This is a genomic window from Flavihumibacter petaseus NBRC 106054 (assembly GCF_000974785.1).
GTDB classification, from domain to species: domain Bacteria; phylum Bacteroidota; class Bacteroidia; order Chitinophagales; family Chitinophagaceae; genus Flavihumibacter; species Flavihumibacter petaseus.
The window spans coordinates 740754-763936 of record NZ_BBWV01000001.1 but is presented as its reverse complement, the minus strand read 5'-3'; the positions used below and the strand labels follow the sequence as shown (position 1 = coordinate 763936).

The 23183-nt window shown below is 50.8% G+C and carries 16 protein-coding genes; 9 read left to right on the top strand and 7 right to left on the bottom strand.

Annotation, left to right across the window (positions count from 1 at the left end; all coding sequences use genetic code 11):
• Window positions 1-3 precede the first annotated feature (3 nt).
• Complete coding sequence (locus FPE01S_RS03190; RefSeq protein ID WP_052955475.1) at window positions 4-2385, top strand: glycoside hydrolase family 31 protein; 2382 nt, start codon at window positions 4-6, stop codon at window positions 2383-2385.
• On the opposite strand, the gene FPE01S_RS03185 is transcribed toward FPE01S_RS03190, so the two are convergent.
• Window positions 2386-3492: a Gfo/Idh/MocA family protein gene (locus FPE01S_RS03185; protein WP_046367441.1), complete on the bottom strand. Its 1107-nt coding sequence runs from the start codon at window positions 3490-3492 to the stop codon at window positions 2386-2388. It lies immediately after the preceding gene.
• Window positions 3493-3551: 59 nt separating this feature from the next.
• On the opposite strand from FPE01S_RS03185, the gene FPE01S_RS03180 reads away from it, so the two are divergent.
• The 3 genes from FPE01S_RS03180 (at window position 3552) to FPE01S_RS03170 (ending at window position 7204) form a co-directional block, all read left to right on the top strand.
• The gene (locus FPE01S_RS03180; protein WP_046367440.1) at window positions 3552-4862 is read left to right on the top strand and encodes an amino acid permease; all 1311 of its coding nucleotides are present in this window, start codon (window positions 3552-3554) and stop codon (window positions 4860-4862) included.
• 63 nt (window positions 4863-4925) lie between these two features.
• Window positions 4926-6110 carry a pyridoxal phosphate-dependent aminotransferase gene (locus FPE01S_RS03175; protein WP_046367439.1) on the top strand — a complete coding sequence of 395 codons (1185 nt, stop codon included), beginning with the start codon at window positions 4926-4928 and terminating at the stop codon, window positions 6108-6110.
• A gap of 2 nt (window positions 6111-6112) precedes the next feature.
• A complete protein-coding gene (locus FPE01S_RS03170; RefSeq protein WP_046367438.1) occupies window positions 6113-7204 on the top strand; it encodes an AEC family transporter in 1092 nt (363 codons plus the stop codon).
• A 22-nt stretch (window positions 7205-7226) separates the two neighbouring features.
• Here the strand turns inward: FPE01S_RS03170 and leuB are convergent, their stop codons facing one another.
• The 4 genes from leuB to leuC are packed head-to-tail and all read right to left on the bottom strand — an operon-like array spanning window position 7227 to window position 11897.
• Complete coding sequence (gene leuB, locus FPE01S_RS03165) at window positions 7227-8303, bottom strand: 3-isopropylmalate dehydrogenase (protein WP_046367437.1); 1077 nt, start codon at window positions 8301-8303, stop codon at window positions 7227-7229.
• A 2-nt stretch (window positions 8304-8305) separates the two neighbouring features.
• Window positions 8306-9832, bottom strand: coding sequence for a hydroxymethylglutaryl-CoA lyase-like TIM-barrel protein (locus FPE01S_RS03160; RefSeq protein ID WP_046367436.1), 1527 nt, complete (start codon window positions 9830-9832; stop codon window positions 8306-8308).
• Window positions 9833-9852: 20 nt separating this feature from the next.
• Complete coding sequence (leuD, locus tag FPE01S_RS03155; protein WP_046367435.1) at window positions 9853-10449, bottom strand: 3-isopropylmalate dehydratase small subunit; 597 nt, start codon at window positions 10447-10449, stop codon at window positions 9853-9855.
• Between the two features lie 44 nt (window positions 10450-10493).
• Window positions 10494-11897: a 3-isopropylmalate dehydratase large subunit gene (gene leuC / locus FPE01S_RS03150; RefSeq protein ID WP_046367434.1), complete on the bottom strand. Its 1404-nt coding sequence runs from the start codon at window positions 11895-11897 to the stop codon at window positions 10494-10496.
• 134 nt (window positions 11898-12031) lie between these two features.
• On the opposite strand from leuC, the gene FPE01S_RS03145 reads away from it, so the two are divergent.
• Genes FPE01S_RS03145 through FPE01S_RS03130 form a run of 4 tightly spaced genes read left to right on the top strand, consistent with a single transcriptional unit; the run spans window position 12032 to window position 19326 of the window.
• Window positions 12032-13108, top strand: coding sequence for a Gfo/Idh/MocA family protein (locus FPE01S_RS03145; protein ID WP_046367433.1), 1077 nt, complete (start codon window positions 12032-12034; stop codon window positions 13106-13108).
• A 38-nt stretch (window positions 13109-13146) separates the two neighbouring features.
• Window positions 13147-13833, top strand: coding sequence for a 6-phosphogluconolactonase (locus FPE01S_RS03140; RefSeq protein ID WP_046368604.1), 687 nt, complete (start codon window positions 13147-13149; stop codon window positions 13831-13833).
• A gap of 31 nt (window positions 13834-13864) precedes the next feature.
• Window positions 13865-16636, top strand: a complete 2772-nt coding sequence (locus FPE01S_RS03135) for an alpha-L-rhamnosidase (RefSeq protein ID WP_046367432.1) — start codon at window positions 13865-13867, stop codon at window positions 16634-16636.
• A complete protein-coding gene (locus FPE01S_RS03130; RefSeq protein ID WP_052955473.1) occupies window positions 16624-19326 on the top strand; it encodes a family 78 glycoside hydrolase catalytic domain in 2703 nt (900 codons plus the stop codon). The genes FPE01S_RS03135 and FPE01S_RS03130 overlap by 13 nt, the downstream gene beginning before the upstream one ends.
• 6 nt (window positions 19327-19332) lie before the next feature.
• Here the strand turns inward: FPE01S_RS03130 and FPE01S_RS03125 are convergent, their stop codons facing one another.
• Both FPE01S_RS03125 and FPE01S_RS03120 read right to left on the bottom strand, forming a co-directional pair.
• Window positions 19333-20385 (bottom strand): EamA family transporter, encoded by a 1053-nt coding sequence (locus FPE01S_RS03125; RefSeq protein WP_072053945.1) that lies wholly within the window; start codon window positions 20383-20385, stop codon window positions 19333-19335.
• 5 nt (window positions 20386-20390) lie between these two features.
• The gene (locus FPE01S_RS03120) at window positions 20391-20861 is read right to left on the bottom strand and encodes an Lrp/AsnC family transcriptional regulator (protein ID WP_046367431.1); all 471 of its coding nucleotides are present in this window, start codon (window positions 20859-20861) and stop codon (window positions 20391-20393) included.
• Window positions 20862-21665: 804 nt separating this feature from the next.
• Between FPE01S_RS03120 and FPE01S_RS03110 the strand changes: the two genes are divergently transcribed.
• Window positions 21666-23174 (top strand): glycoside hydrolase family 32 protein, encoded by a 1509-nt coding sequence (locus FPE01S_RS03110; protein ID WP_217998161.1) that lies wholly within the window; start codon window positions 21666-21668, stop codon window positions 23172-23174.
• The last annotated feature ends 9 nt before the right edge of the window (window positions 23175-23183 follow it).

The following is a 23183-nucleotide window of genomic DNA, read 5'->3' as shown; positions in this document are numbered from 1 at the left end:
GTTATGGGGAACCGGATCCTTTTTCTAATCCTGACTGTGCTGTTCACCGGTGGTGTAGCAGCGCAGGTTGTGGTGAAAGGAAACAGATCCTGGAAATGGCAATCGTTCGGGACCAGTGCCCTCAAACTCGTTTATCAGCCGGAGGGGAACTGGTTACAAACCAATCTGAGTGATGCAGTCATCGCGAAACCCGACAAGCAGGTGCTGGGGTGGGAGTTGCATGTTGACACGGTGACGACAAATATCGCCGTATTGTTTCCCGACAGTGTTTCACTCGAACTCGCCAGGGACGATACCGGAAGCCTGAAAGGATTCAGGATCCGGCTGGAACCCGGTGAGCGGCTATATGGCGGTGGTGAACGGGCAATTGATCTGAACCGTCGCGGATACCGGCTGCCGTTATACAATGAACCCAGTTATGGATACCAGGAAGGTGCCGTTGCCCTGAATTATTCAGTTCCGGTTTTCTTTTCGAGCCGGGGTTATGCAGTCTTCTTTGATAATCCCTCACGGGGATATGCAGATCTGGGGAAATCAGACAGCTCCTGGATGGAAGTTTCATTCACCGGTGGAGAACTGAATGTCTACCTCATCACCGGCGCTACACTGGATGAACAATTGCGGCATTTCACAGAACTGACCGGCCGGCAGCCATTGCCTCCCCGGTGGACTTTCGGCAATTTTATGAGCCGCTTCGGTTATACGAGCCAGGAACAGGTGCTGGATATCCTTGAGAGAACACAGGCTGCACGCATTCCCACAGATGCTGTGATCTTTGACCTGTTCTGGTTTGGTGATAAGATCCAGGGAACGCTGGGGAATTTTGACTGGATCAACCGGCAGCACTGGCCTGATCCGAAAGGCATGATGGATAGCCTGGCCAACAGGAAGATCAAAACCATCCTAATTTCAGAACCCTTTTTCCTGGAAGGAACGAAGTACTATCCGGAATCGCTGCCCTTCCTGGCGGTGGACAATAACGGTAAACCCTATACGCTGCAGGATCTTTATTTCGGGAAGGGGGGATTGCTGGATCTGTTCCGGAATGATGCTCAGAGCTGGTTCTGGAAGCTCTATGATAAACAGATCAGGCTGGGTGTTGACGGATGGTGGGGAGATCTCGGAGAACCTGAAAAGCATCCGGCAGATATGTTCCATAAGATCAGTATAGGAGGGAAAACAACCAGTGTATCGGCTGATGTCGTTCACAATATCTATGGCCATACCTGGAGTAAATTCCTGGCCGGTTACTACCTTAAAAATTATCCGGGGCAACGTCTTTTCTACCTGAACCGGTCCGGCTTTGCCGGTACCCCGCGGTATGGGATATTTCCGTGGACGGGTGATGTGAGCCGCAGCTGGAGTGGCCTGCGTGCTCAACTCTCCCTGTTGCAGGGGATGAGCATTTCTGGTGTACCCTATATCCATAGCGATGCGGGCGGTTTTGCCGGGGGCGATGGTGATGCCGAGCTCTATCTCCGGTGGCTGCAGTTTGCAGCATTTACACCGGTCTTTCGTCCTCACGGCACCATGGTGGGTAATATCGATCCGGGTGCAGCCAGCTACCCTTCAGAACCGGTGGAATGGCCCGACAGCATCCGCGATGCTGCAAGACGCATCATCCAGATCCGGTATGATCTGCTTCCTTACAATTATTCTCTTGCATTTGACCAGACGACCATCGGAAAGCCGCTCATCCGGCCGATGAATTATTACTCCTTTGCAGACAGTAACCTGCAACGATCCACGGACCAGTATATGTGGGGTGATCAGTTGCTGGTTGCGCCTATAGTGGAGAAGGGAGCAACCACCCGCAAGCTCTGGTTACCGGAGGGCGACTGGTTCTCCTTCTGGACCAACCGCCGCATTCCCGGCGGTGCCAGTCTCGACGAGCCGGTGCAATGGGACCGGATCCCGGTATTTGTGAAGGCCGGCAGTTTTATTCCGACAAGGCCGGGACTGAGAAACACGGACGACTATAAAACAAGATTCCTGCTGGTGAAATATTATCAGGATGAACATCCCAGCAGTTATACCCTGTTTGATGACGATGGAAAAAATCCGCAGTCGCTCTCTACCGGCAATTTCGAGCGGATCAATTTTTCGGCAAAGACGGTTAAGAATGTGCAGCAGATCATTGTGGGCACAGACAATGTCGGTTATGTGGGAAAGGTGATCAAAAAAGTGATCGTTCTCGAGATCATCAGCAACGCCGGTAATCCCAAACAGATCAGGCTGGATAACATGATCGTACCGGTACGCAGCAAATTTGAAGAAAGCGAACTGGGAAAGGGCAGTGGTTCCATCTGGGATCCCATCAACAACACACTCCGCGTATATTTCGAGTATACCGGAAAGCCGCAGGTGCTCAGCTTATCCTACTGATTATTTCAGCGGGATTTTTTTACCGGTCTTCGCAGCAAGGTAAATAGCATCCATGATTTTTAAATCCTTTACGGCCTCTTCGCCATCCACCGGAACGATGGGCGTCTTACCATTGAGAATAATATCTGCCATTTCCTCCATTTGTACTGTCTGGTGGGTAACATGCAGGAAACTCAACTCTCCCTTGTTGGTGCGACCCATGATGGGACCATAACCGGTAGCCGGATATAATTCTCCGAACCCTTTATCGCCGGAAAGGAAAAACCTGTCGAGGTAGCTGATATTGTAGGAACTTAAACATGACGCTATTGCACCACTGGGAAAACCAAACTGGAACTGGATGGTCTCATCCACCCCCTCGGCAAATTTTACCGGATCCGTTTTAGTCTCTTCTGCTGTGACCCAAACCGGTTCTTCTCCAACCATGTACCGCGCACCATTCACCGCGTAGATGCCGATATCCATCAATGAACCGCCTCCTGCCAGCGCTTTGTTCAGCCGCCATTGTTTCGGATCACCGATCGTGAACCCGCTGAGGCCCTGGAAGAACATGATCTTTCCCAGTTCACCGGCTTTTCTGAGCCGGATGATCTCCAGGGTTTTGGGTTCAAAATGCATGCGGTATCCGACGAGCAGTTTGACATTGGCTTTTTTGCATGCGTCTACCATCTCCTGGCCTTCCTTCGCATTCACTGCCATCGGCTTCTCACAGATCACATGTTTGCCAGCTTTGGCAACCCTGATGACCTGGTCTTTGTGCAAGCCATTCGGTGTAATGACATATACGGCATCAATATCAGGGTTGCTGGCAATATTGTCGAAATTGTCGTAGTTGTAACAGTTCTTTTCGGGTATACGATACCGTGTCTGCCAGTCGCTGATCTTGGACGGTGTGCCGCTGATCACACCATTGAGCTTTGCTTTTTTGCAGGCCCTCATGGCATTAGCCACCATTGTGCCATAACCGCCGAGACCCATGATGGCGACATTTAGCGGACGGGGAACTTTTACAGCCTCCGTCAGTACAGGAACTTCGTCCCATGATAGGAAGGGAATAGTGGCGAGACCTGCGGTCAGCTTATGGAGGAAAAGACGTCTTGAAGACATAGGCGATAGTTGAAAGAAGCCATAAGTTATCACAAATTTTAAATTGTATCTTACCCTCTATGCTAACCGGCGAAAAAAAACTGGGACAAGCTGCTGCAACATCACTTGTGGTGGGCAACATGATCGGTGCGGGAATATTCCTGCTGCCTTCAGCACTCGCTGCCTATGGCAGCATCAGCCTGTTGGGATGGATCTTTTCTTCTGCCGGTGCACTCGTCATTGCGATGGTCTTCAGCCGCCTCAGCCGGCTGCTGCCCGGTGCAGTAGGAGGGCCTTACGCTTTTGCACATAAAGGCTTTGGTGATTTTGCAGGCTTCCTCGTTGCCTGGGGATACTGGATCTCCATCTGGAGCACCAATGCCGCGATCGCTGTTTCCCTGGTGAGTGCCCTGAGCACCTTTTTTCCGGTACTGGCAACAAGCGCATTATGGTCAATCCTGACTGGCCTGTGCGCCATCTGGCTGCTAACCTGGGTAAATACACTGGGTATCGTGGCATCCGGAAGAATGCAACTGATCACCACGCTGCTCAAGATCATTCCCCTGTTGCTGATCGGAATCGCCGGATTGTTCTTTATCCGCGCTGAAAATTTTCATCCCTTCAACAGTAGCGGGCAATCGTACCTGACTGCAATAACGGCGACAGCCACACTGAGTTTTTTTGCCCTGCTGGGTATTGAATGTGCAACGATTCCGGGCGACAAAGTAAAGGACCCTCAACGGGTGATACCGAAAGCGACCCTGCTGGGCACACTATTAGTGATCGGAATCTACCTGCTAAGCAGTCTAAGTATCGTGGGGATGATACCGGCTGAACAGCTGAAAGCGTCGGTCACGCCGTTTGCAGATGCGGGCGCAGTGATCTTCGGACCCGCAGCACCTTACTGGATCAGTGCAGGTGTGGCCATTGCAGCATTCGGCGCATTGAATGGCTGGATCCTGGTGCAGGGGCAGATCCCGCAAGCCATCGCACGGGATAATTTGTTCCCTTCGTTTTTTGCACGCCAGAACAAATACGGTGTTCCTCAGTCTGGCATTGTGCTGTCAAGTGTATTTGTGAGTGTGCTGATGTACATGAATTACCAGAAGGCACTGGTGGAGCAATTCCGGTACCTGATCCTCCTCTCGACGTTTGCTAACCTTTTTCCGTATATCCTTTGCGCTGCAGCGTATATCCTTCTTCGGTTGGAGCGGCCATATTCACGGATCAGCTGGATTGGCGCACTGGTGCTCGGCGGAACTGCATTTCTCTATTCGATCTGGGCCATGAGCGGTGCGGGCCAGGAGACGGTCTACTGGGGTTTTCTGCTCCTCATCTGCGGAACGCCTTTCTATGTCTGGAACGTCTGGAAGAAGCGGAAGAAGGAATAATTACTTATATTTAATTGCCTCAACGATTTCCTGCTGTGGTAACGCATTCAAATTAACCAAAGCATGAACCAGAACATCGAACGCCGCAAACTGCTCAAATCCGGATTACTGGGCCTGACCGCACTGGCCGGACTTCCCTACCTGCAAATGGGGGCCTTCGCCAGCGAGCCCCTGACCCTTGATGACGAAGGTCGAATTGTGCGAAGCCCTTCCGTCAGGGAATTAATTCCCACGCATACCGGCAAACCTCCCGTACTTGCTGCACGGCTGAACGCCAACGAAAATCCTTACGGACCTTCCGATGCTGCGCAAAAAGCAGTGATCGAATCCGTTGTTAGAGGCAACCGTTATGCCTGGAAAGAACTGTTTGACCTGGTAGACAAAATCGCCGCTAAGGAAGGCGTAACGGCGGCGCATATCATGATGGGGCCCGGATCATCTGACCTGCTGGAGAAAGTTGCCATGGTGTGTTTTAAAGATGGCGGCAATATCGTTTCCGCTGACCCGACCTATATGTCGATCGTTCAGGTAGCCAAAGCCGTTGGTGCCACCTGGAAAGCTGTACCGTGCAAGGCGGACTGGTCGCATGATCTGAAAGCAATGGAAGCGGCAGTTGACGGGGATACAAAACTGGTTTATATCTGCAATCCCAACAACCCCACCGGCGCCATTACCAATGGAAAGGAATTGTATGATTTCTGTTCAAGGGTATCTGAAAAAGTTCCTGTATTTATTGATGAAGCGTATATAGAACTGGCGGAAGGAGCCGATACACAGTCCATGGCATCATTGCTGGCCCAAAAGAAGAATGTGGTTATCGGACGCACATTTTCCAAGATCATGGGGCTTGCCGGAATACGGGTCGGATACATTGCCGCACAGCCGGAGTTTATTGAAAGGATCGGTAAGATCACCCGCGGCGGTATGGGTATCGCCTACACTTCCATCTATGCCGCCACTGCCAGCCTTGGCGACCAGAATTTCCAGGCAATGACAAAGGCGAAAAATGCAGCTGCCAAAAAATATATTTATGGTGAGCTCGATCGCCTGGGCTACCGTTACATACCTTCCTATACCAATTTTGTTCTGTTTCCCATTCAGATGCAAGGCAAGACATTCCTGGATGCAATGGCTGCCAAAGGGGTAGGGATCCGGGTCTTCGAGATCCAGCAACAGACATGGTGCCGGGTGAGTCTCGGAACCATGGATGAAATGAAACTCTTCGTCAGCAGTCTCCAAACTGTCTGACCATGAGCATTGCATTACAGAAGACGATCACACTCCTGCTGCTGATCGCAACGGGGGTATTGCTGCGCAGCCGCTTTCGTAACCAGGAAGCTTTTGGAGGAATCAAAGAGATTATTCTCTCCGTAGCCCTGCCGTCCACCATTTTTGTTGCCCTGATGAAAGTGGAAGTGAACAGCAGTCTCTGGTTGATACCGCTGCTGACGCTGATATTCAACCTGCTGATTTACCTGACGGTGCCCCTCGCATTCCCATTGTTCGGGCTCGACCGCAACAGCCCGGCCGGCAGGACTATCCTTTTGCTGGTACCATCGCTGGCACCCGGACTATCCTGTTTTCCGTTCATTGCAGAATTCCTTGGACAACATAGCCTGGCGTTAGCAGCCCTCGCAGATGTTGGCAATAAGTTTTTCGTGCTGATATTTCTGTATGTGGCTGCCATGCAGATGTTCCTCCGCAACAGTTCCCATGAAGCCGTGCCGCTGGGTGGTAAGGTCCGGTACCTGTTGTTCAGCCTTGTGAAGGAACCGGTCAACCTGGTGATTGCAATCGCACTGATCCTGTTGTCGCTGGGTCTCCATTATGGTACGCTTCCCCTGGTGATCACCGATCTGATGGATAAGACCAGTGCGCTGATGACCCCATTGGTGCTCCTTTATATCGGTCTCGCGGTGCAATGGAAGGAAAGCAGGAAGAAGCTGATCGTTTCGGTATTGTTTCTCCGGGCAGGCATCAGTCTCCTGCTAAGCGCCGTGCTTATTGCTGTTTGTCGTATCACCGACTATAATCTGGTGCTGCTTTGTCTGGTGATACCGCTCAGCTCAGCAAGTTTCTGGCCATTGGCACATATCACGACTTTTCACCAGCGTGAAAATCAGCTGGGCCTCAGCAAGGAGCGGAGGAGTTTTGATCCTGACCTGGCCGTATTACTGCTGGGGTTCTCCCTGCCCCTGTCAACGCTGCTGATCCTGGGGATACTTTCTGCCGGCAAAACTTTTGTGCAGCCTTTGGCCCCGGTGATCTGCGGAACAGTCCTCCTGGCGTTGGGCGTAATACCTTATGCCAGGGGATGGGCACACCGGCTTTCCAAAACATAATCACCCGTCAGGGGTAAACGCTTTAGGATAGGAACTGCAACACCGCTTTTCCCATTGCTTCTGTTCCCAGAATTTTGTCTGCGGGCGTTTGTGCATCAGCAATGTCACGGGTGCGGAAACCTGCTTTCAATACCTGGTCAACGGCCTGGATCACTTTTTCGGATTCCGCCTTCATACCGAAGGAGATATCCAGCAGCAATGCAGCGGAGAGAATAGATGCGAGCGGATTGGCAACACCTTTTCCGGTGATATCATGCGCAGAGCCGTGAATTGGCTCGTATACGCCTGTTCCGTCGCCGATGGAAGCGCTGGCCAGCATTCCCATAGAGCCGGCGATCTGAGACGCTTCGTCGGTGAGGATATCACCAAACAGGTTTGCGGTAACCACCACGTCAAAACGGGTCGGATCCTTGATGAGCAACATGGCCGTTGCATCCACAAACTGGTGTTCAACGGTAACATCAGGATAATCAAGTGCCACTTTCTGAACCACTTCACGCCAGAGGCGCGATGTTTCCAGTACGTTTGCCTTGTCGACAGAGCAAAGTTTTTTGTTACGGGTGCGGGCCGCATCAAATGCTTTACGTGCAATTCTTTCAACTTCGAAGCGGCTGTATGCAGCCAGGTCATAAGCCGTATCTCCATTGTCTTTCCGGCCCTTCTCACCGAAATAGATGTCACCCGTAAGTTCCCGGAAGAACAGGATGTCTGCACCTCTCAGAATCTCCGGCTTGATGCTGGACGCGCCGAGCAGTTCATCAAACAATTTGATAGGGCGCAGGTTGGCATAAAGGCCAAGTTCCTTCCGCATTTTCAGCAGGCCCTGTTCCGGCCTTACCTTGGCAGAAGGATCATTGTCATATTTGGGGTGGCCTACCGCACCGAACAGCACTGCATCGGACTGCCGCATTTTTTCGAGCGATTCATCGGGTAGGGGATTTCCTGTTGCTTCAATGGCAACATGCCCGATAAGCGCTTCATCATACGTAAAGTGATGGCCAAACAATTCAGCAATCCTATCCAGTACTTTTTTTCCTACTGCTGTCACTTCCTGTCCGATGCCATCTCCGGGCACGATCAAAATCTTTTTGGTGGCCATGGTTAAATTATGTTGAGCATTTTTTGCGTGGCTTTGATGGCAGAGACCGTCTGGTCGCTGTCGAGCCCGCGGGTTTTGAATTCACGGTTATGGTGTGACCAGGTGATGATGGTTTCACAAAGGGCATCACTTTTACCGCCCGGAGGGATACGCACGGCGTAATCCGTCAGCACCGGGAGGTCGGTCTTTCTTTGTTTGTAAACTTTTTTGAGCGCGTTCATAAAGGCGTCATACTGCCCGTCACCCTGCGCCTGTTCCTCATAGGTTTCCCCGTCGATGCTGATCTGCAGGGTGACAGAAGGATTGAGATTCTTGGCATGGGTGAGCAGGTAATTATTGATCTGCACCTTGTCCTCGATCGTATTGCTGTCCAACACATCACCGATGATATAGGGCAGGTCGGCCTGTGTCACCACTTCCTTGCGGTCACCCAGTTCAATGATCCGCTGAGTCACTTTTTTCAGGTCAGCATCCGATAACTTGATGCCCAGCTGACTCAGGTTGTTTTCAATATTGGCCTTGCCGCTGGTTTTTCCGAGCGCGTATTTGCGCTGACGGCCAAAACGCTCCGGCATCAGGTCACTGAAGTAGAGATTGTTCTTTTTATCACCGTCTGCATGAATGCCCGCTGTCTGGGTAAACACGTTCTCCCCGACAACTGGTTTGTTCACCGGGATCCGGAAACCGGAAAAGGTTTCCACCAGTTTGCTGACGGTGTACAATGATTTTTCCGCAACATTGGTCTTTATGTGTGGCATGAAATCGTGCATCACCGCAATGGCGCTGGCAAGCGGTGCATTACCTGCCCTTTCACCCATGCCATTGATGGTAAGGTGAAGCCCGTGCGCGCCTGCCCGGACGCCTTCCATTACATTGGCAGTGCCCAGGTCATAATCATTGTGTGCATGGAAATCGAAATGGATTCCCGGGTAACGGGTTACGATCGCCGACACATACTGGTATACCTCACCGGGGGTAAGCACACCCAGCGTGTCGGGAAGCATGATCCGTTTTACGGGCTGTTTTACCAGGAAGTCCAGGTATTGGTATACATAGTCAGGCGAATGTCGCATGCCATTGCTCCAGTCCTCCAGGTAGATATTGCAGGTGATATTTTTTTTCTTCGCGAGGCTCAGTACCGCTGCAACGTCTGCAAAGTGTTCTGCTGGTGTTTTTTTCAGTTGATGAGTGAGATGATTCAGCGAACCTTTGGTCAGCAGGTTCATTACTTTTCCCCCGGCCTGCTGCATCCATTTGACAGAGGTCTCTCCGTCAACAAAAGTCAGTACTTCTACTTTATCCAGCAGGCCGCTGGCTTTGGCCCATTTGGTAATCTTTTTGACAGCTTCAAACTCCCCGTCGGAAACCCGGGCAGAAGCAACTTCAATCCTGTCAACTTTTACTTCCGTCAGCAAAAGCTGGGCAATGGTCAGTTTTTCAGAAGCTGAAAAGGAAACACCACTGGTTTGCTCTCCATCGCGGAGCGTAGTGTCCATGATCTCGATGGTCCGGCGGGGCTGCTGTGGCATCAGATGGCAGGGGCTTGCAGTTAATAAGGACTTTGTGCGGCGAATTCAACGATCTCCTGCTTCATGCTCTGGAGGTAGTCGATATCATCGTAACCGTTACGAAGATTTTCTTTTTTATAGCCGTTGATCTCAAACGACTCACTTTCGCCCGTGGCGAGAAGGGTGATCTTCTGTTCAGAAAGATTCACTTCCAGCTGGGTGTCGGGGTCAGCTTCAATTGCCTTGAAGATCTTGTCGAGGAATGCAGGAGTCACCTGTACCGGCAACAAGCCCACGTTGATGGAGTTGCCTTTGAAGATGTCTGCAAAAAAGCTCGACACCACGCAACGGAAGCCATAATCGTAAATTGCCCAGGCGGCGTGCTCGCGGCTGCTGCCGCTACCGAAGTTCTTTCCGCCCACCAGGATCCTGCCCTTGTAGATCGGGTTGTTCAGGATAAAATCCTGTTTGGGCGAATCGTCGGAATTGTAACGCCAGTCACGGAAAAGGTTGTCACCGAATCCTTTCCTTTCAGTTGCTTTCAGAAAGCGCGCGGGAATGATCTGATCGGTGTCAACATTTTCGATGGGAAGAGGAACAGCCGTGCTGGTCAGTATTTCGAATTTATCGTAAGCCATTGGTAAGTTTTGAAAGACGTTGTTGTTGTTATTCCTGGTTGAGATTACAGCAGTGACCGCGGATCGGTTACTACGCCGGTCACGGCAGCAGCAGCGGCAACGAGCGGGCTGGCCAGCATTGTTCTGGCGCCTGGTCCCTGCCTTCCTTCGAAGTTCCGGTTGCTGGTACTTACTGCATATTTACCCGCCGGGATCTTGTCATCATTCATCGCCAGGCAGGCACTGCAACCCGGTTGACGCAACTGGAATCCTGCTGCGGTCAGGATATCAAGAATGCCTTCGTCTTTAATTTGCTGTTCAACGATATGAGAGCCGGGAACGATCCAGGCCGTCACATGGTCGGCCTTCTTACGGCCCTTGATGATCGAAGCAAATGCCCGGAAGTCTTCAATGCGGCCATTGGTACAGCTGCCGATGAAAACATAGTCCACCTTTTTGCCCAGCATGGCATCATCTTCATGAAAGCCCATATAGTTAAGGGATTTCTCAAAACTTGCCTTACCGCTTCCGGTTTCGTGTGAAACAGGGATATGCTGGGATATGCCAATGCCCATACCGGGATTGGTTCCGAAGGTGATCATCGGCTCGATGTCGGCTGCATCAAAAACATGCTCCACATCGAAAGTTGATCCTTCATCTGTTTTCAGGGTCTTCCAGTAAGCGAGCGCTTTATCCCAGGCTTCGCCTTTGGGAGCCTTGTCTTTTCCTTTGATATAATCGAAGGTAATCTGATCAGGAGCGATCATGCCACCACGCGCGCCCATTTCGATACTCATGTTACAAACCGTCATCCGGCCTTCCATGCTCATCTGCTCAAATACATCACCGGCATATTCCACAAAATACCCTGTGGCGCCCGCTGCAGTGAGCTTCGCAATGATATAGAGAATCGCATCTTTGGGGGTTACACCTTTACCCAGTGTTCCGTTCACGCGGATAAGCATTTTCTTTGGCTTCGGCTGCATGATGCACTGTGAGCTCAATACCATTTCCACTTCTGATGTGCCGATACCAAATGCAATTGCACCGAAAGCGCCGTGTGTGCTGGTGTGTGAGTCGCCGCACACGATCGTCATACCGGGCAGTGTAATGCCGTTCTCCGGACCTACCACGTGCACAATTCCGTTTTTCGGATTGCCCAGTCCCCAATGGGAGATGCCGTATCTGGCGCTGTTGGTCTCCAATGCTTTCAGCTGATTGGCAGACAATGGATCCTTTACCGGCTGATCCTGGTTAATAGTTGGTGTATTGTGGTCTGCAGTTGCAAATGTTCTTTCGGGATACAACACATTCAGGTGCCTTGATTCCAGTCCGAGAAACGCTACGGGGCTGGTTACCTCATGGATAAAATGCCGATCGATGAAAAATACATCGGGACCGTCGGCAATGTGCCGCACCACATGGGAATCCCACACTTTGTCGAACAGGGTGCTGGGGGTCTTACTCATGATAATCGTTTAATAATGGATCGCTAATTTCCTAAAAAATGAGCAAACAGGGCAGTTTTATTTGATAAAAACTAACAACCATTTGTTTGAATTAGAAGGTTTTAACTGTTTTTTCCAGATATTTAAAAGAAAAAATGCACCGAACGAAGGTTGCCATTCTGGGCGCAGGTTTCATCGCAGACATTCATTTTGAAAGTTATAGCCGCTTCATCCCTGAAGCAGAAGTAGTTGCGGTTTATTCCAGGAACGCTGAAAAAGCGAAAGCATTTGCAGAAAAACACGGTATTCCGGCATCATATGATAACCTGGATGCATTGCTCCGGCACCCGGGTATTGAGATCGTTGACATCTGTCTCCCGAATTTTCTGCACGCGGAAGCGACCCTGAAAGCTGCTGCTGCCAGAAAACATGTGATCATTGAAAAGCCGCTGGCCGTGACGCTCGAAGAAGCGGATGCCATGATCCATGCGTGCCGTTCCGCCGGCGTTCTCCTGATGTATGCCGAAGAACTCTGTTTCGCCCCCAAGTATGAAAGGGTAAGGCAGATGGTCAGAGAAGGCGGCGTAGGAGATATTTATATGTTGAAGCAGGGAGAGAAGCATTCCGGGCCACATTCCGACTGGTTTTATCAGCGCCAGTATTCCGGGGGTGGTGTGCTGATGGATATGGGTTGCCACGCGATTGGCTGGTTCCGCTGGATGCTCAACAACAGTCCCGTACGGTCAGTTTATGCCACCATGGATACTGTGTTGCACAAAGGAAGGACGGATTGTGAGGACAATTCAGTCATGATTATTGAGTTCGACAACGGGGTGACCGGCATTGCGGAGAATAGCTGGGCAAAACATGGCGGTATGGATGACCGGTGCGAAGTGTATGGTACCGGGGGAGTGGTGTACGCTGACCTTTTCATGGGCAATGCAGCGGTGAGTTACAGCAAACATGGTTACGGTTATGCCATGGAAAAGGCCGATACTACAGTGGGCTGGAGTTTCACCATTTTTGAGGAAGTCTTCAACCAGGGCTACCCCCATGAACTGAAGCATTTTGTGGATTGTGTACGCAATAACAAAACGCCCCTGGTAACCGGGGAAGATGGCAGGGCCGTGCTGGAAGTGATCTATGCTGCTTATGCCTCTGCGCGGGCCGGTAAAAAGATTGAGCTTCCTTTTCATCCCAAAACAGAACGCCCCATCGACTTATGGAAATAATTCAACCGCAGCTTAACGTTTCAGACAGCTATGAATCTATGTCAATAACTGCTGCCGACGCCTTGCTGGAACGGCTGTCACCTGTTGCTTCACCCACTGTTGCCGTTGCCAGCGGCGACAGTCCGGCAGGAATGTACCGGAACCTGGTCAGTACAGCACAGGATAGTTTTGACTTTTCATCCTGGAAATTTGTTGGACTGGATGAGTGGGAGGGATTGAATGGCTCGGATGAAGGAAGCTGCCGGTATCATCTCGACCGGCAATTGTTCTGGCCACTGCAGGTGAAAGCCTCATCCATGATTTTCTTTGACGGAAGGGCAAAGGATCCTGAAGCTGAATGCCGGCGTACAGAAGCATTCATCCGCGAAGCAGGTGGTCTTGATGTGGCCGTTATCGGACTCGGTTTAAACGGGCATGTGGGCATGAATGAACCAGGCGGCCTGCCGGGTTTCGCGCATGTAACGGAACTGGCAGAACAGACACGTGCGGTAGGTCAAAAATATTTCAGCCGCGCAACACCCCTAACCCGCGGATTGACACTGGGACTGCAAACGCTGCTGGACAGCAAAACCATCTTTCTGCTGGTGAGTGGAGAGAAAAAGGCTTCGGTACTGGCAGCACTGATGCAACAGGATCCTGATATTTCGCTTCCGGTGACCATGTTGAAACGGCATGCAGACTTCCGCATTTTTGCAGATGCTGCTGCGGCTTCAGCGATCCGTTGATAAGTAGTATTCATAACGATAACCGCCAGCCATGTTCGAAAGAAAACAGTCAATTCTTTTCTTCTTCGCCCTGTTCTGCTGCACCATCACCGCCAATGCACAGACATCAGTAACGGAAACCTTCTGCGAATACAAAAAACATCCTGGCGGCATCGGCCTGCTGCAGCCGTACCTGAGCTGGATCCTGCAGGGTAAAGCCAGAAACACGAAGCAGGTGGCTTATGAAATAGCTGTTGCCGGAGACCCGGGAATGAAGAAAACGGTATGGTCAAGCGGCCGGGTGAACAGCGACATCTCAGCCGGTGTTCCCTATGGCGGACCGGCACTAAAGGCTGACCAGGTGTACTATTGGAAAGTGCGGGTATGGGACAACAATGGTAAGCCCTCTCCCTGGAGTGCAGTTGATCACTGGCAGATGGGATTGCTGCAGCAAAGTGACTGGAAGGCTAAATGGATCGAGCCGGGTTATATTGAAGACAGTGTTCTCCGGCCAAGCCCCCTGTTCCGGAAATCATTTGACGCGGGCAAAAAGATCCGTAAAGCAACTGCCTATATCACTGCACATGGTTTGTATGAAGCCTTTATTAACGGCAAGCGGGTGGGCGATGCGTGGCTGACACCGGGCTGGACGAGCTACAATAAGCGACTCCAGTACCAGGCATATGATGTGACGGGCCTGTTGCAACAGGGAAACAACCAGATCGGCGTCGCACTCGGCAGTGGATGGTATCGCGGAGTACTGGCCTGGTCCGGAAATTATGGTCTGTATGGAAAGAAACTGGGATTGTTGCTGCAAATCAATCTCCAGTATGCGGATGGCACTACAGCAACCGTTGTATCAGATGATACCTGGAAATCTTCTACGGGAGCCGTGAGATTCTCTGAGATATATGACGGAGAGATCAATGATGCGCGGCAGGAGCAGGCAGGCTGGAATACTACCGGATTTAACGACGACAAATGGAGTGGTGTTCAGGTAAATAATATCGCACTGGATAATATTGTGGCGACGGAAAATGAGCCGGTGAAACAACAGGAAGTACTTACTCCAAAGAAGATCTTCCGGACACCAAAAGGCGAGCTGGTGGTGGATTTCGGTCAGAACCTGACCGGGTTTGTCCGCCTGAAGGTTTCCGGCAATGCGGGGGATACCATCAAAATGTATCATGCAGAAGTGCTGGATAAGCAGGGTAACTTTTACACCGCCAACCTTCGTGCGGCAAAACAGCTGAATGCCTATATTCTGAGTGGCAGGGGGCAGGAATCATTTGAACCCCACTTTACCTTCCAGGGTTTCCGGTATATCATGCTTGAAGGATTACGCAGTGAACTCAGGCCGGAACAATTAACCGCCCAGGTGCTGTATTCCGGCATGAATGCTACTGGCTCCTTTACCACGTCCGATTCTTTACTGAATCAGCTGCAGCATAATATCCAGTGGGGACAAAGAGGCAATTTCCTGGATGTTCCCACCGATTGTCCGCAGCGCGATGAGCGGCTGGGCTGGACAGGCGATGCGCAGGTCTTTTCGAGAACGGCCGCCTACAACCGGGATGTGCTCAACTTCTTCAAAAAATGGCTGAAAGATGTTGCTGCCGATCAGTTGCCGAATGGCTCCGTGCCGTTTGTAATTCCCAACGTATTGGGCAAGGATGCTGCCGGATCAACCGGCTGGGCAGATTGTGCGACCATCATTCCCTGGCACATGTGGTTGCTGTATGGTGACCAGCGGATCCTCGAAGAACAGTATGCCAGTATGAAGGCCTGGGTGGGCTATATGGAAGCCAACAGTAAAAACGATCTGTGGGCAAAGGGATTTCATTTCGGGGACTGGCTGTTTTATCGCCCCGATGATGATAACGACGGCAGAAGTGCGATCACTGATAAATATCTTATTTCGCAGTGTTTCTATGCAGGATCAGTTGACATCCTGTATAAGACAGCAGTGTTGCTGAAGAAGGAAGCTGATGCCAGTCACTATCAAAGCCTGGCGAACAGCATCAGGGCGGCATTTGTAAAAGAGTATATGACACCATCCGGCAGACTGGTTTCCGGATCGCAAACAGCTTATGTACTCGCGCTTCAGTTTGACATGCTGCCTGAAGGTTTACGTGCAGCGGCAGCACAGCGCCTTGCCGACAATGTGAAAGATTACGACTATCACCTGACTACAGGATTTTTGGGAACGCCGTATCTCTGTCATGTACTCAGCCGGTTCGGCTATAACGATCTGGCGTATACGCTGCTCATGCAGGAAGGTTATCCGGGCTGGCTATACCCCGTGAAAATGGGAGCCACCACCATCTGGGAACGCTGGGATGGCATCAAGCCCGACAGCACCTTCCAGACGATTGGGATGAATTCTTTCAATCACTATGCCTATGGTGCGATCGGTGACTGGATGTACCGGACACTGGCAGGTATCAACAGCGATGACCAGCTCACGGGATACCGCAAGATCATCATACGGCCACTCGTGAATGGCAAACGCCTGAATCTTTCAGAGAAAGACACGGTTGCTCAAAAGAAGATCCTGACTGAGGTAAATGCGGCCCTCAGCACGCGTTATGGAAAACTTACTTCGCATTGGAAGATTGAATCCGGAAAGCTGCATGTATGGCTGGAGATTCCAGTTAATACCACCGCAGAAGTTCACCTGCCCGCTGGTGATCCGTCGGCGATAGCGGAAGCAGAAAAGGTACCCATTCAATGGCAGGTATCGGGCGGTTCAACGGTTAAGGAAGTATCCACTACCCTGGGATCAGGAACCTATCATCTGATACTGGATCGATGGAACAAATAAAAATACTGCTGCTGTTGTTGCTTGCCGGCTTCACCGCTGATGCACAATCCTTCCTTCGCGCAACTGCATTGACTTGTGAACAGCAATCGCAGCCAATGGGTCTTTCGACAGCCCGGCCGGAATTGCGATGGCGGCTGCGGGATTCCCTGATAAATCAGCAACAGACGGCATTTGAAATACTGGTGGCGGATAACATACAACTGTTGTCGAAGGGTGAAGGGAATTACTGGAAAACGAAAGTTACGACAGGTAAGAATGGGGTGATGTATTCCGGCAAACCATTAAGGCCACATCAGCAGTATTACTGGAAAGTATTGGTGTATGATAAAAACGGAAACGCCGGAAGCTGGAGCGAACCGTCCTCCTTTTATACCGCCTACCTGGAAGACAGTACCTGGAAAGCGTCCTGGATCGATGATGGTAAGCCACTGCCCGCTATAGATTCCTTGTATTATGCAGAAGACCGGATGCCCGTATTGCGCAACGTATTCACGCCAAAGGGTGCGATCAAAAGTGCACACCTGTATGTGGCGAGTCCCGGTTACTATATTGCCGAACTGAATAACCAGCGTGTGGGAGATCACTGGCTGGATCCTGGATTCAGCACCTTTGCAAAACAGGTTTATTATACGGTGTATGATGTAGGTGCGCAGTTGAAGAAAGGAAAAAATGAATTGCGCTTATCGCTTGGAAATGGCTGGTGGAATCCTGCACCGTTCAGGTTATTCGGCAGATGGGATCTGCGTGACTATCAGCAACATGGCAGGCCATGTGTAAAGGCAGAGCTTCATATTACCTATCGTGACGGGACCACTGCCGTTATCGCTTCCGGACCTGATTGGCAGGCTGCTGCGGGACCTGTGGTGCACAACAACGTCTACCTGGGAGAAACCCATGATGCGCGGTTACCCACAGATCAGTGGAAACCGGTAGCGGTGGCGAAAGGTCCATCGGGGGAATTGACCCCGCAATCGTATCCTCCTGTAAAGATTGGTGAAGTGCTTCATCCTACCCGGGTATGGCGGGTAGCCGGTGATACTTTTATGGTCGATATGGGCAGGAATTTTGCCGGTGTTGCCAGGATCAAAGTGAAAGGCCCCCGTAGTACGCGCGTCAAGATGCGGTTCGGAGAGGACCTCTTTTCAGATGGGCGGCTCAATGTGATGACCACGGCTGCCACCCAGATCAAGAAAGGCGGCATCCCGGCCGGCGCCGGTGCCCCGGAAACTGCCTGGCAGGAAGACCAGTATGTGCTTTCGGGCAAGGGTACGGAAGTGTGGGCGCCATCATTCACTTTTCACGGGTACCGTTATGTAGAGATCACCGGGTGGCCGGGCACCCCCCGAAAGGAAGATATTGAAGGCCTCCGGCTGCATGCAGCATTGCCGCAAAACGGCAGCTTCAGTTGTTCGAACGATTTGTTTAACCGCATACATGAAGCTGTACAATGGACCTTTCTGAGCAATGTATTCAGTGTTCAGTCTGATTGTCCGGGCCGGGAGAAAATGGGCTATGGTGCAGACATCGTGGTGACCGCTCCTTCATACCTCTACAACTATGATATGTCTGGCTTCTATAAAAAAGCGGTACAGGATTTTGCCAATGAGCAGCGGCCACTGGGTGGCATAACGGAAATTGCGCCCTTTACAGGTATTGCTGACCGTGGATATGGTGATGACTCGGGACCGCTGGGCTGGCAATTGGCCTTTCCATTCCTGCAGGACCAGTTATTCGAATTTTATGGCGACACGAGCCTGCTGGTGAAACATTTTGCTGCGCTGAAGCGGCAGATATCATTTCTTGAATCAAAAGCAGAACAGCATTTGTTTTATTGGGATATCAGCGATCACGAAGCGCTTGATACCAAACCAGAGGCTTTCAGTGCATCTCTTTTTTACCTGCATCATGTCCGGCTCGCAGCAAAGTTTGCAAAGCTCATTGGTAATGCCGAACAGCAGGAACGCTTTGAAAAACTGGCTGCTTCGATTCAGTTGGCCATTGTCGGAAGATATTACGTGCAGGGTACCGGCAGGTTTGACAACGCCACACAGACTGCACAGGCTATGGCGCTGTGGTATGGAATCTCACCGGAGCCGGAAAAGTCGCTGCAGGTATTGCAGCAGGAACTTGAACGGCACCACTGGCACGTGGCCACAGGGATCTTCGGCACCTGGATGCTCTTCGATGTGTTGCGCCAGTATAATAAAGTGGACTGGGCCTATCGTGTTGCCAACCAGCAGGACTTTCCTGGCTGGGGTTATATGTTTTCAAAAGGCGCTACCACACTTTGGGAAACATGGGCATTTTCAGAAACGGTCCATTCCCGTAACCACCCGATGTTTGGCTCCATAGAGGAATGGTTTTACCGGTCTCTCGCGGGAATCAATGCGATAGAACCGGGATTCAGGAAAGTGCGGATCGCGCCACAGTTTCCTGATGGACTGGAATGGGTGAAAGCTAGCTATGATGCCGTGAATGGCCGCATTCGTTCCGAATGGAAGAAAACACACAATACAGTTGAACTGCTGGTGGAAGTACCACCCGGAACAACTGGAACAGTCTGCCTGCCTGTTCCGGAAACAGCTGCTGTAACAGTTAACGGTGCTCCTTTTACAGGAGGAAATTACCAGGATGGCTGCAGGCAATATGCCATTGGTTCAGGAATCTCGCGGATACAGGCATCCTGGTAAATCCTGTTATTGGGCAAGTTCTTCAGGCTTTCTTCTTTCGCGGCGATCCTGCAAATACCGGTTGCCATGCGCACCTGATGCAGGTTGTGGTTTCTCGTCAGCCTGCGGTAGCGCAGTTGCTGCTTGAACCGGTTTGGCGCTGCGGTATTTGCTGAGATTGATCAGCAACACGCTCGTAAGAATTACGGCGAGGCCCGTGAGCTGCAGTGCGGTCATCGTTTCACCGGCCAGCAGCGTGCCGAGTAATACTGCCACAACGGGATTGACATAGGCGTAAGTGCTCACCTGCGTTGCCGGCCGGACCTGTAACAGCCATACGTAAGCGCTGTAGCCGACCAGTGAACCCATTGTGATCAGGTAACCTACAGCAAACCATGCCTGTCCCGAAACTGCTGCCGGGTGAAAGTCTTTCCATTCATTGTTCAGTCCGCTTCCGATGGTGAATGCAAGTCCGGCGGTGAGCATCTGCCATGCGGTACTTACTGCACCGGGACCTTTCGAGTTGTATTTGGAGTAGAGTGAACCACCTGACCAGCTGATCGCGCCAATCATCAGGATCACCAGCCCCCAGATCTGACCACTGTGTCCGCTGCCTCCGATAACAGCACTTACCTGTTCTTTGAACAGCAACACCACACCAACAAATCCAACCAGTAATCCGATGATGGTGGAACGGCTGGAGAGATTTTCTTTCCACTTGGGTTTGTCCAGTAAAACGAACCACAGGGGAGCCGATGAAACCAGCACCGCTACCAGGGAGGAGGGAAGCGTTTTTTCTGCCCAGATTACGGCACCATTACCCACGAGCAGCAACAGGAGGCCTGTAACGGCCGCTGCTTTGACCTGCGGCCAGGACCAGAGTTTTTCGCCTTTATAAAAACACCAGGCCATCATGATGGCACCGGATGCGAGAAAACGGATGGCACCCATCAGGAGGGCAGGAATTTCGTGAACGCCTTTCTGAATAAAGAAATACGTGGAACCCCAGACGATGTATACCGTCGCAAAAGCCAGCACCACCAGCGCGGGAGATGCATTTTTTGTAGTTGAAGCAGACATGATTTTCAGGAATTAGGTATTACGATAGTTTGTTCTTCTTTCACAGTTTCCAAAACAATGGTGGTTCGGGTCGAGGAGATCTTAGGGATTTGTTTAAGGGAATTTCGCATGAGGTGCATGAGGGAGGCGGCGTCTTCGGTTCGGATCTTGAGGATGAAGCAGTCTTCCCCGGCGATATGGTGCACTTCCTGCACTTCGGGAATTTTAGAGAGCGCTTCGGTAGTTGAACCGGTTTCGCCGAAACCATCATTGGTACGGACGAAAATAAAGGCGAGCAATTTTTGCTGGACGGCCTGGGGGTTGATGCGGGTAGTGTAACCGAGGATTACTTTTTTCTGTTCAAGTTTCTTGACTCTTTCCAGGACAGCGGACGGGGCCATTTCCAGTTCACGGGCAAGGTCAGCATTGGAAATGCGGGCATTGTCCTGCATCAACTCCAGGATCCGGAGGTCGATTGTATCAAGATTTGCTGTCATTTCCGCTAACTTTTCGGAAAGGTACGGATGTTTCCGAATATTATTCTGAAATTCGGGAAAATAATTGTTGATGTTCGGGCATTGATTGGTTCTGGCGAATAAACGTCGGGGGAGAGAGGTTTGAGGTCTGAAGTTTGGCTTTGCCTGCCGAAGCTTTAGCGTAGGCAGGGGTTTGTAGTTGGGTTTGAAGTTTGTTGTCCTGCCCATCAAAGCTTTCCCGAAGGTGGGCCTCGACCACCAACATTGTCAGCCGAAGCGATAACGGAGGCTGAAGGTTAAGCGTAGGCGGGCCTCGCCTTAAGTAGCTTTAGCGAAGTTGGGAGGTTCACTTAACCCGGACTAGAACAAGTTTAATCCATGTGTCATTCCCGTATTAAGGGGTGGGTTTGTATAGGGAAGAGGCCATTTTGACACATGGATAAGGCGTTTAAAAGCGGTCAAAAGCTCTGTGGGTAAGGATTTGCGGTAAAGGGGCCGTTTGTGTTTATTGGCAACCATTTGATTAACAACCAGATGTTTGTCAACGCGGAGGCCTTTGTGTGGCCTTTCGAACCTCGTTGCGGCCTTAGTGATCAGGAGATCCGTATATATTGCAATTGCTGATTCCGCACTGCTATTCCCCTTGCATTGAAGTATCATTCCAGTATCATTCCGGTAAGTGTGGCTTTCATGAGTAGTTTTTCCGAAGCCCGTTAGTCAAAACAGGCCTTTCATGAGGTTTTGCGGCTTACAATGGTAAAAAGACCTATGACATTTGTGGGGAATTGGTAACCAACCAGTAACTTAACGGCAATAACCAACCGCTTGAAAATTTTCACACGATTATTGCTCATCTGCCTGCTGGCAGTAAGACTTTCAAATACTTTGGCGCAATCAGATTCCGGTGAAGCGCATCGGCCTATGATTCACTTTTCGCCCGAACGCCACTGGATGAATGATCCCAACGGAATGTTCGAATACAAGGGTGTTTACCACCTGTTTTTCCAATACTATCCCGGTGGCAACAAATGGGGGCCGATGCATTGGGGCCATGCGACCAGTAAAGACCTCTTCCGCTGGAAGGAGCAGCCTATCGCCCTGTACCCTGATAGTCTGGGTTATATTTTTTCGGGCAGTGCCGTAGTAGATAAGAATAATACCAGTGGCTTTGGAAAAGACGGAAAAGTTCCCATCGTAGCGATTTTCACGCACCATGATCCCAAAGGGGCTGACGCCGGTAAACAGGATTACCAGAACCAGAGTATTGCGTACAGCCTGGATGAAGGCATGACGTGGACGAAATACGCCGGCAACCCCGTGTTGAAAAACCCTGGTATCATTGATTTCCGCGATCCTAAAGTTCGCTGGCATGAAGACACCAGGCAATGGATCATGACGCTGGCTACCAAAGACAGGATCACTTTTTTTGCATCGCCTGATCTGAAAAACTGGAAAAAGTTATCGGAGTTTGGTGAGAAAGTTGGTGCACATGGTGGCGTATGGGAATGTCCTGACCTTTTCCCTTTGCGTTATAAAGGGAAGAATTATTGGGTGTTGCTGGTAAGTATCAACCCGGGTGGCCCCAATGGAGGTTCAGCAACGCAGTACTTCCTGGGTGATTTTAACGGAAAGGAATTCACTCCCCGTGATACACTGACCCGCTGGCTGGACTATGGCCCTGATAATTATGCGGGAGTCACCATTTCTTCAGATAAGCAGACACCGGTTTTCATTGGCTGGATGAGTGACTGGCGATACGCGCAGGATGTACCTACTACCCGGTGGAGAAGTGCGATGACCCTTCCGAGAACTTTATCTATCCAGGGTGAAGGGAACAATCTTGCGGTGCGGACATACCCGCTGGATTTTCCGACTTCCCTCATCAGTACAAGATATACATTAAAAAATTTTACGTTTGGCGGCCCGCCTGATGTTTACAATACCCAAAAGGACAGTCTCCTCAGGATGCGGCTGACCATGCCCGTGACCAGCGTCGCCATTCAATGCACCAACGGAAAAGGAGAGAAGCTGGTATTTGGTTATGATCACAGTACCAATCAGTATTTCATCGACCGCTCAGAGGCAGGTAACACAGACTTCCATCCTGATTTCCCAAAAATCATCTATGCCCCGCGGTTGACATCATCCAAAACACTTGAACTGGATTTTATCCTTGACCGGAGTTCTTTGGAACTGTTTGACGGTTGGACCAGCATGACTGCCATCTTTTTCCCAACTGAAACTTTCCGGATAACGGGCTCCAGCATTCCATACAATTTTCCGGTTGAATGGTATGTTGAAATGTTGAATCCCGCACGCTCACCAGCCAAATAGCAACATTGA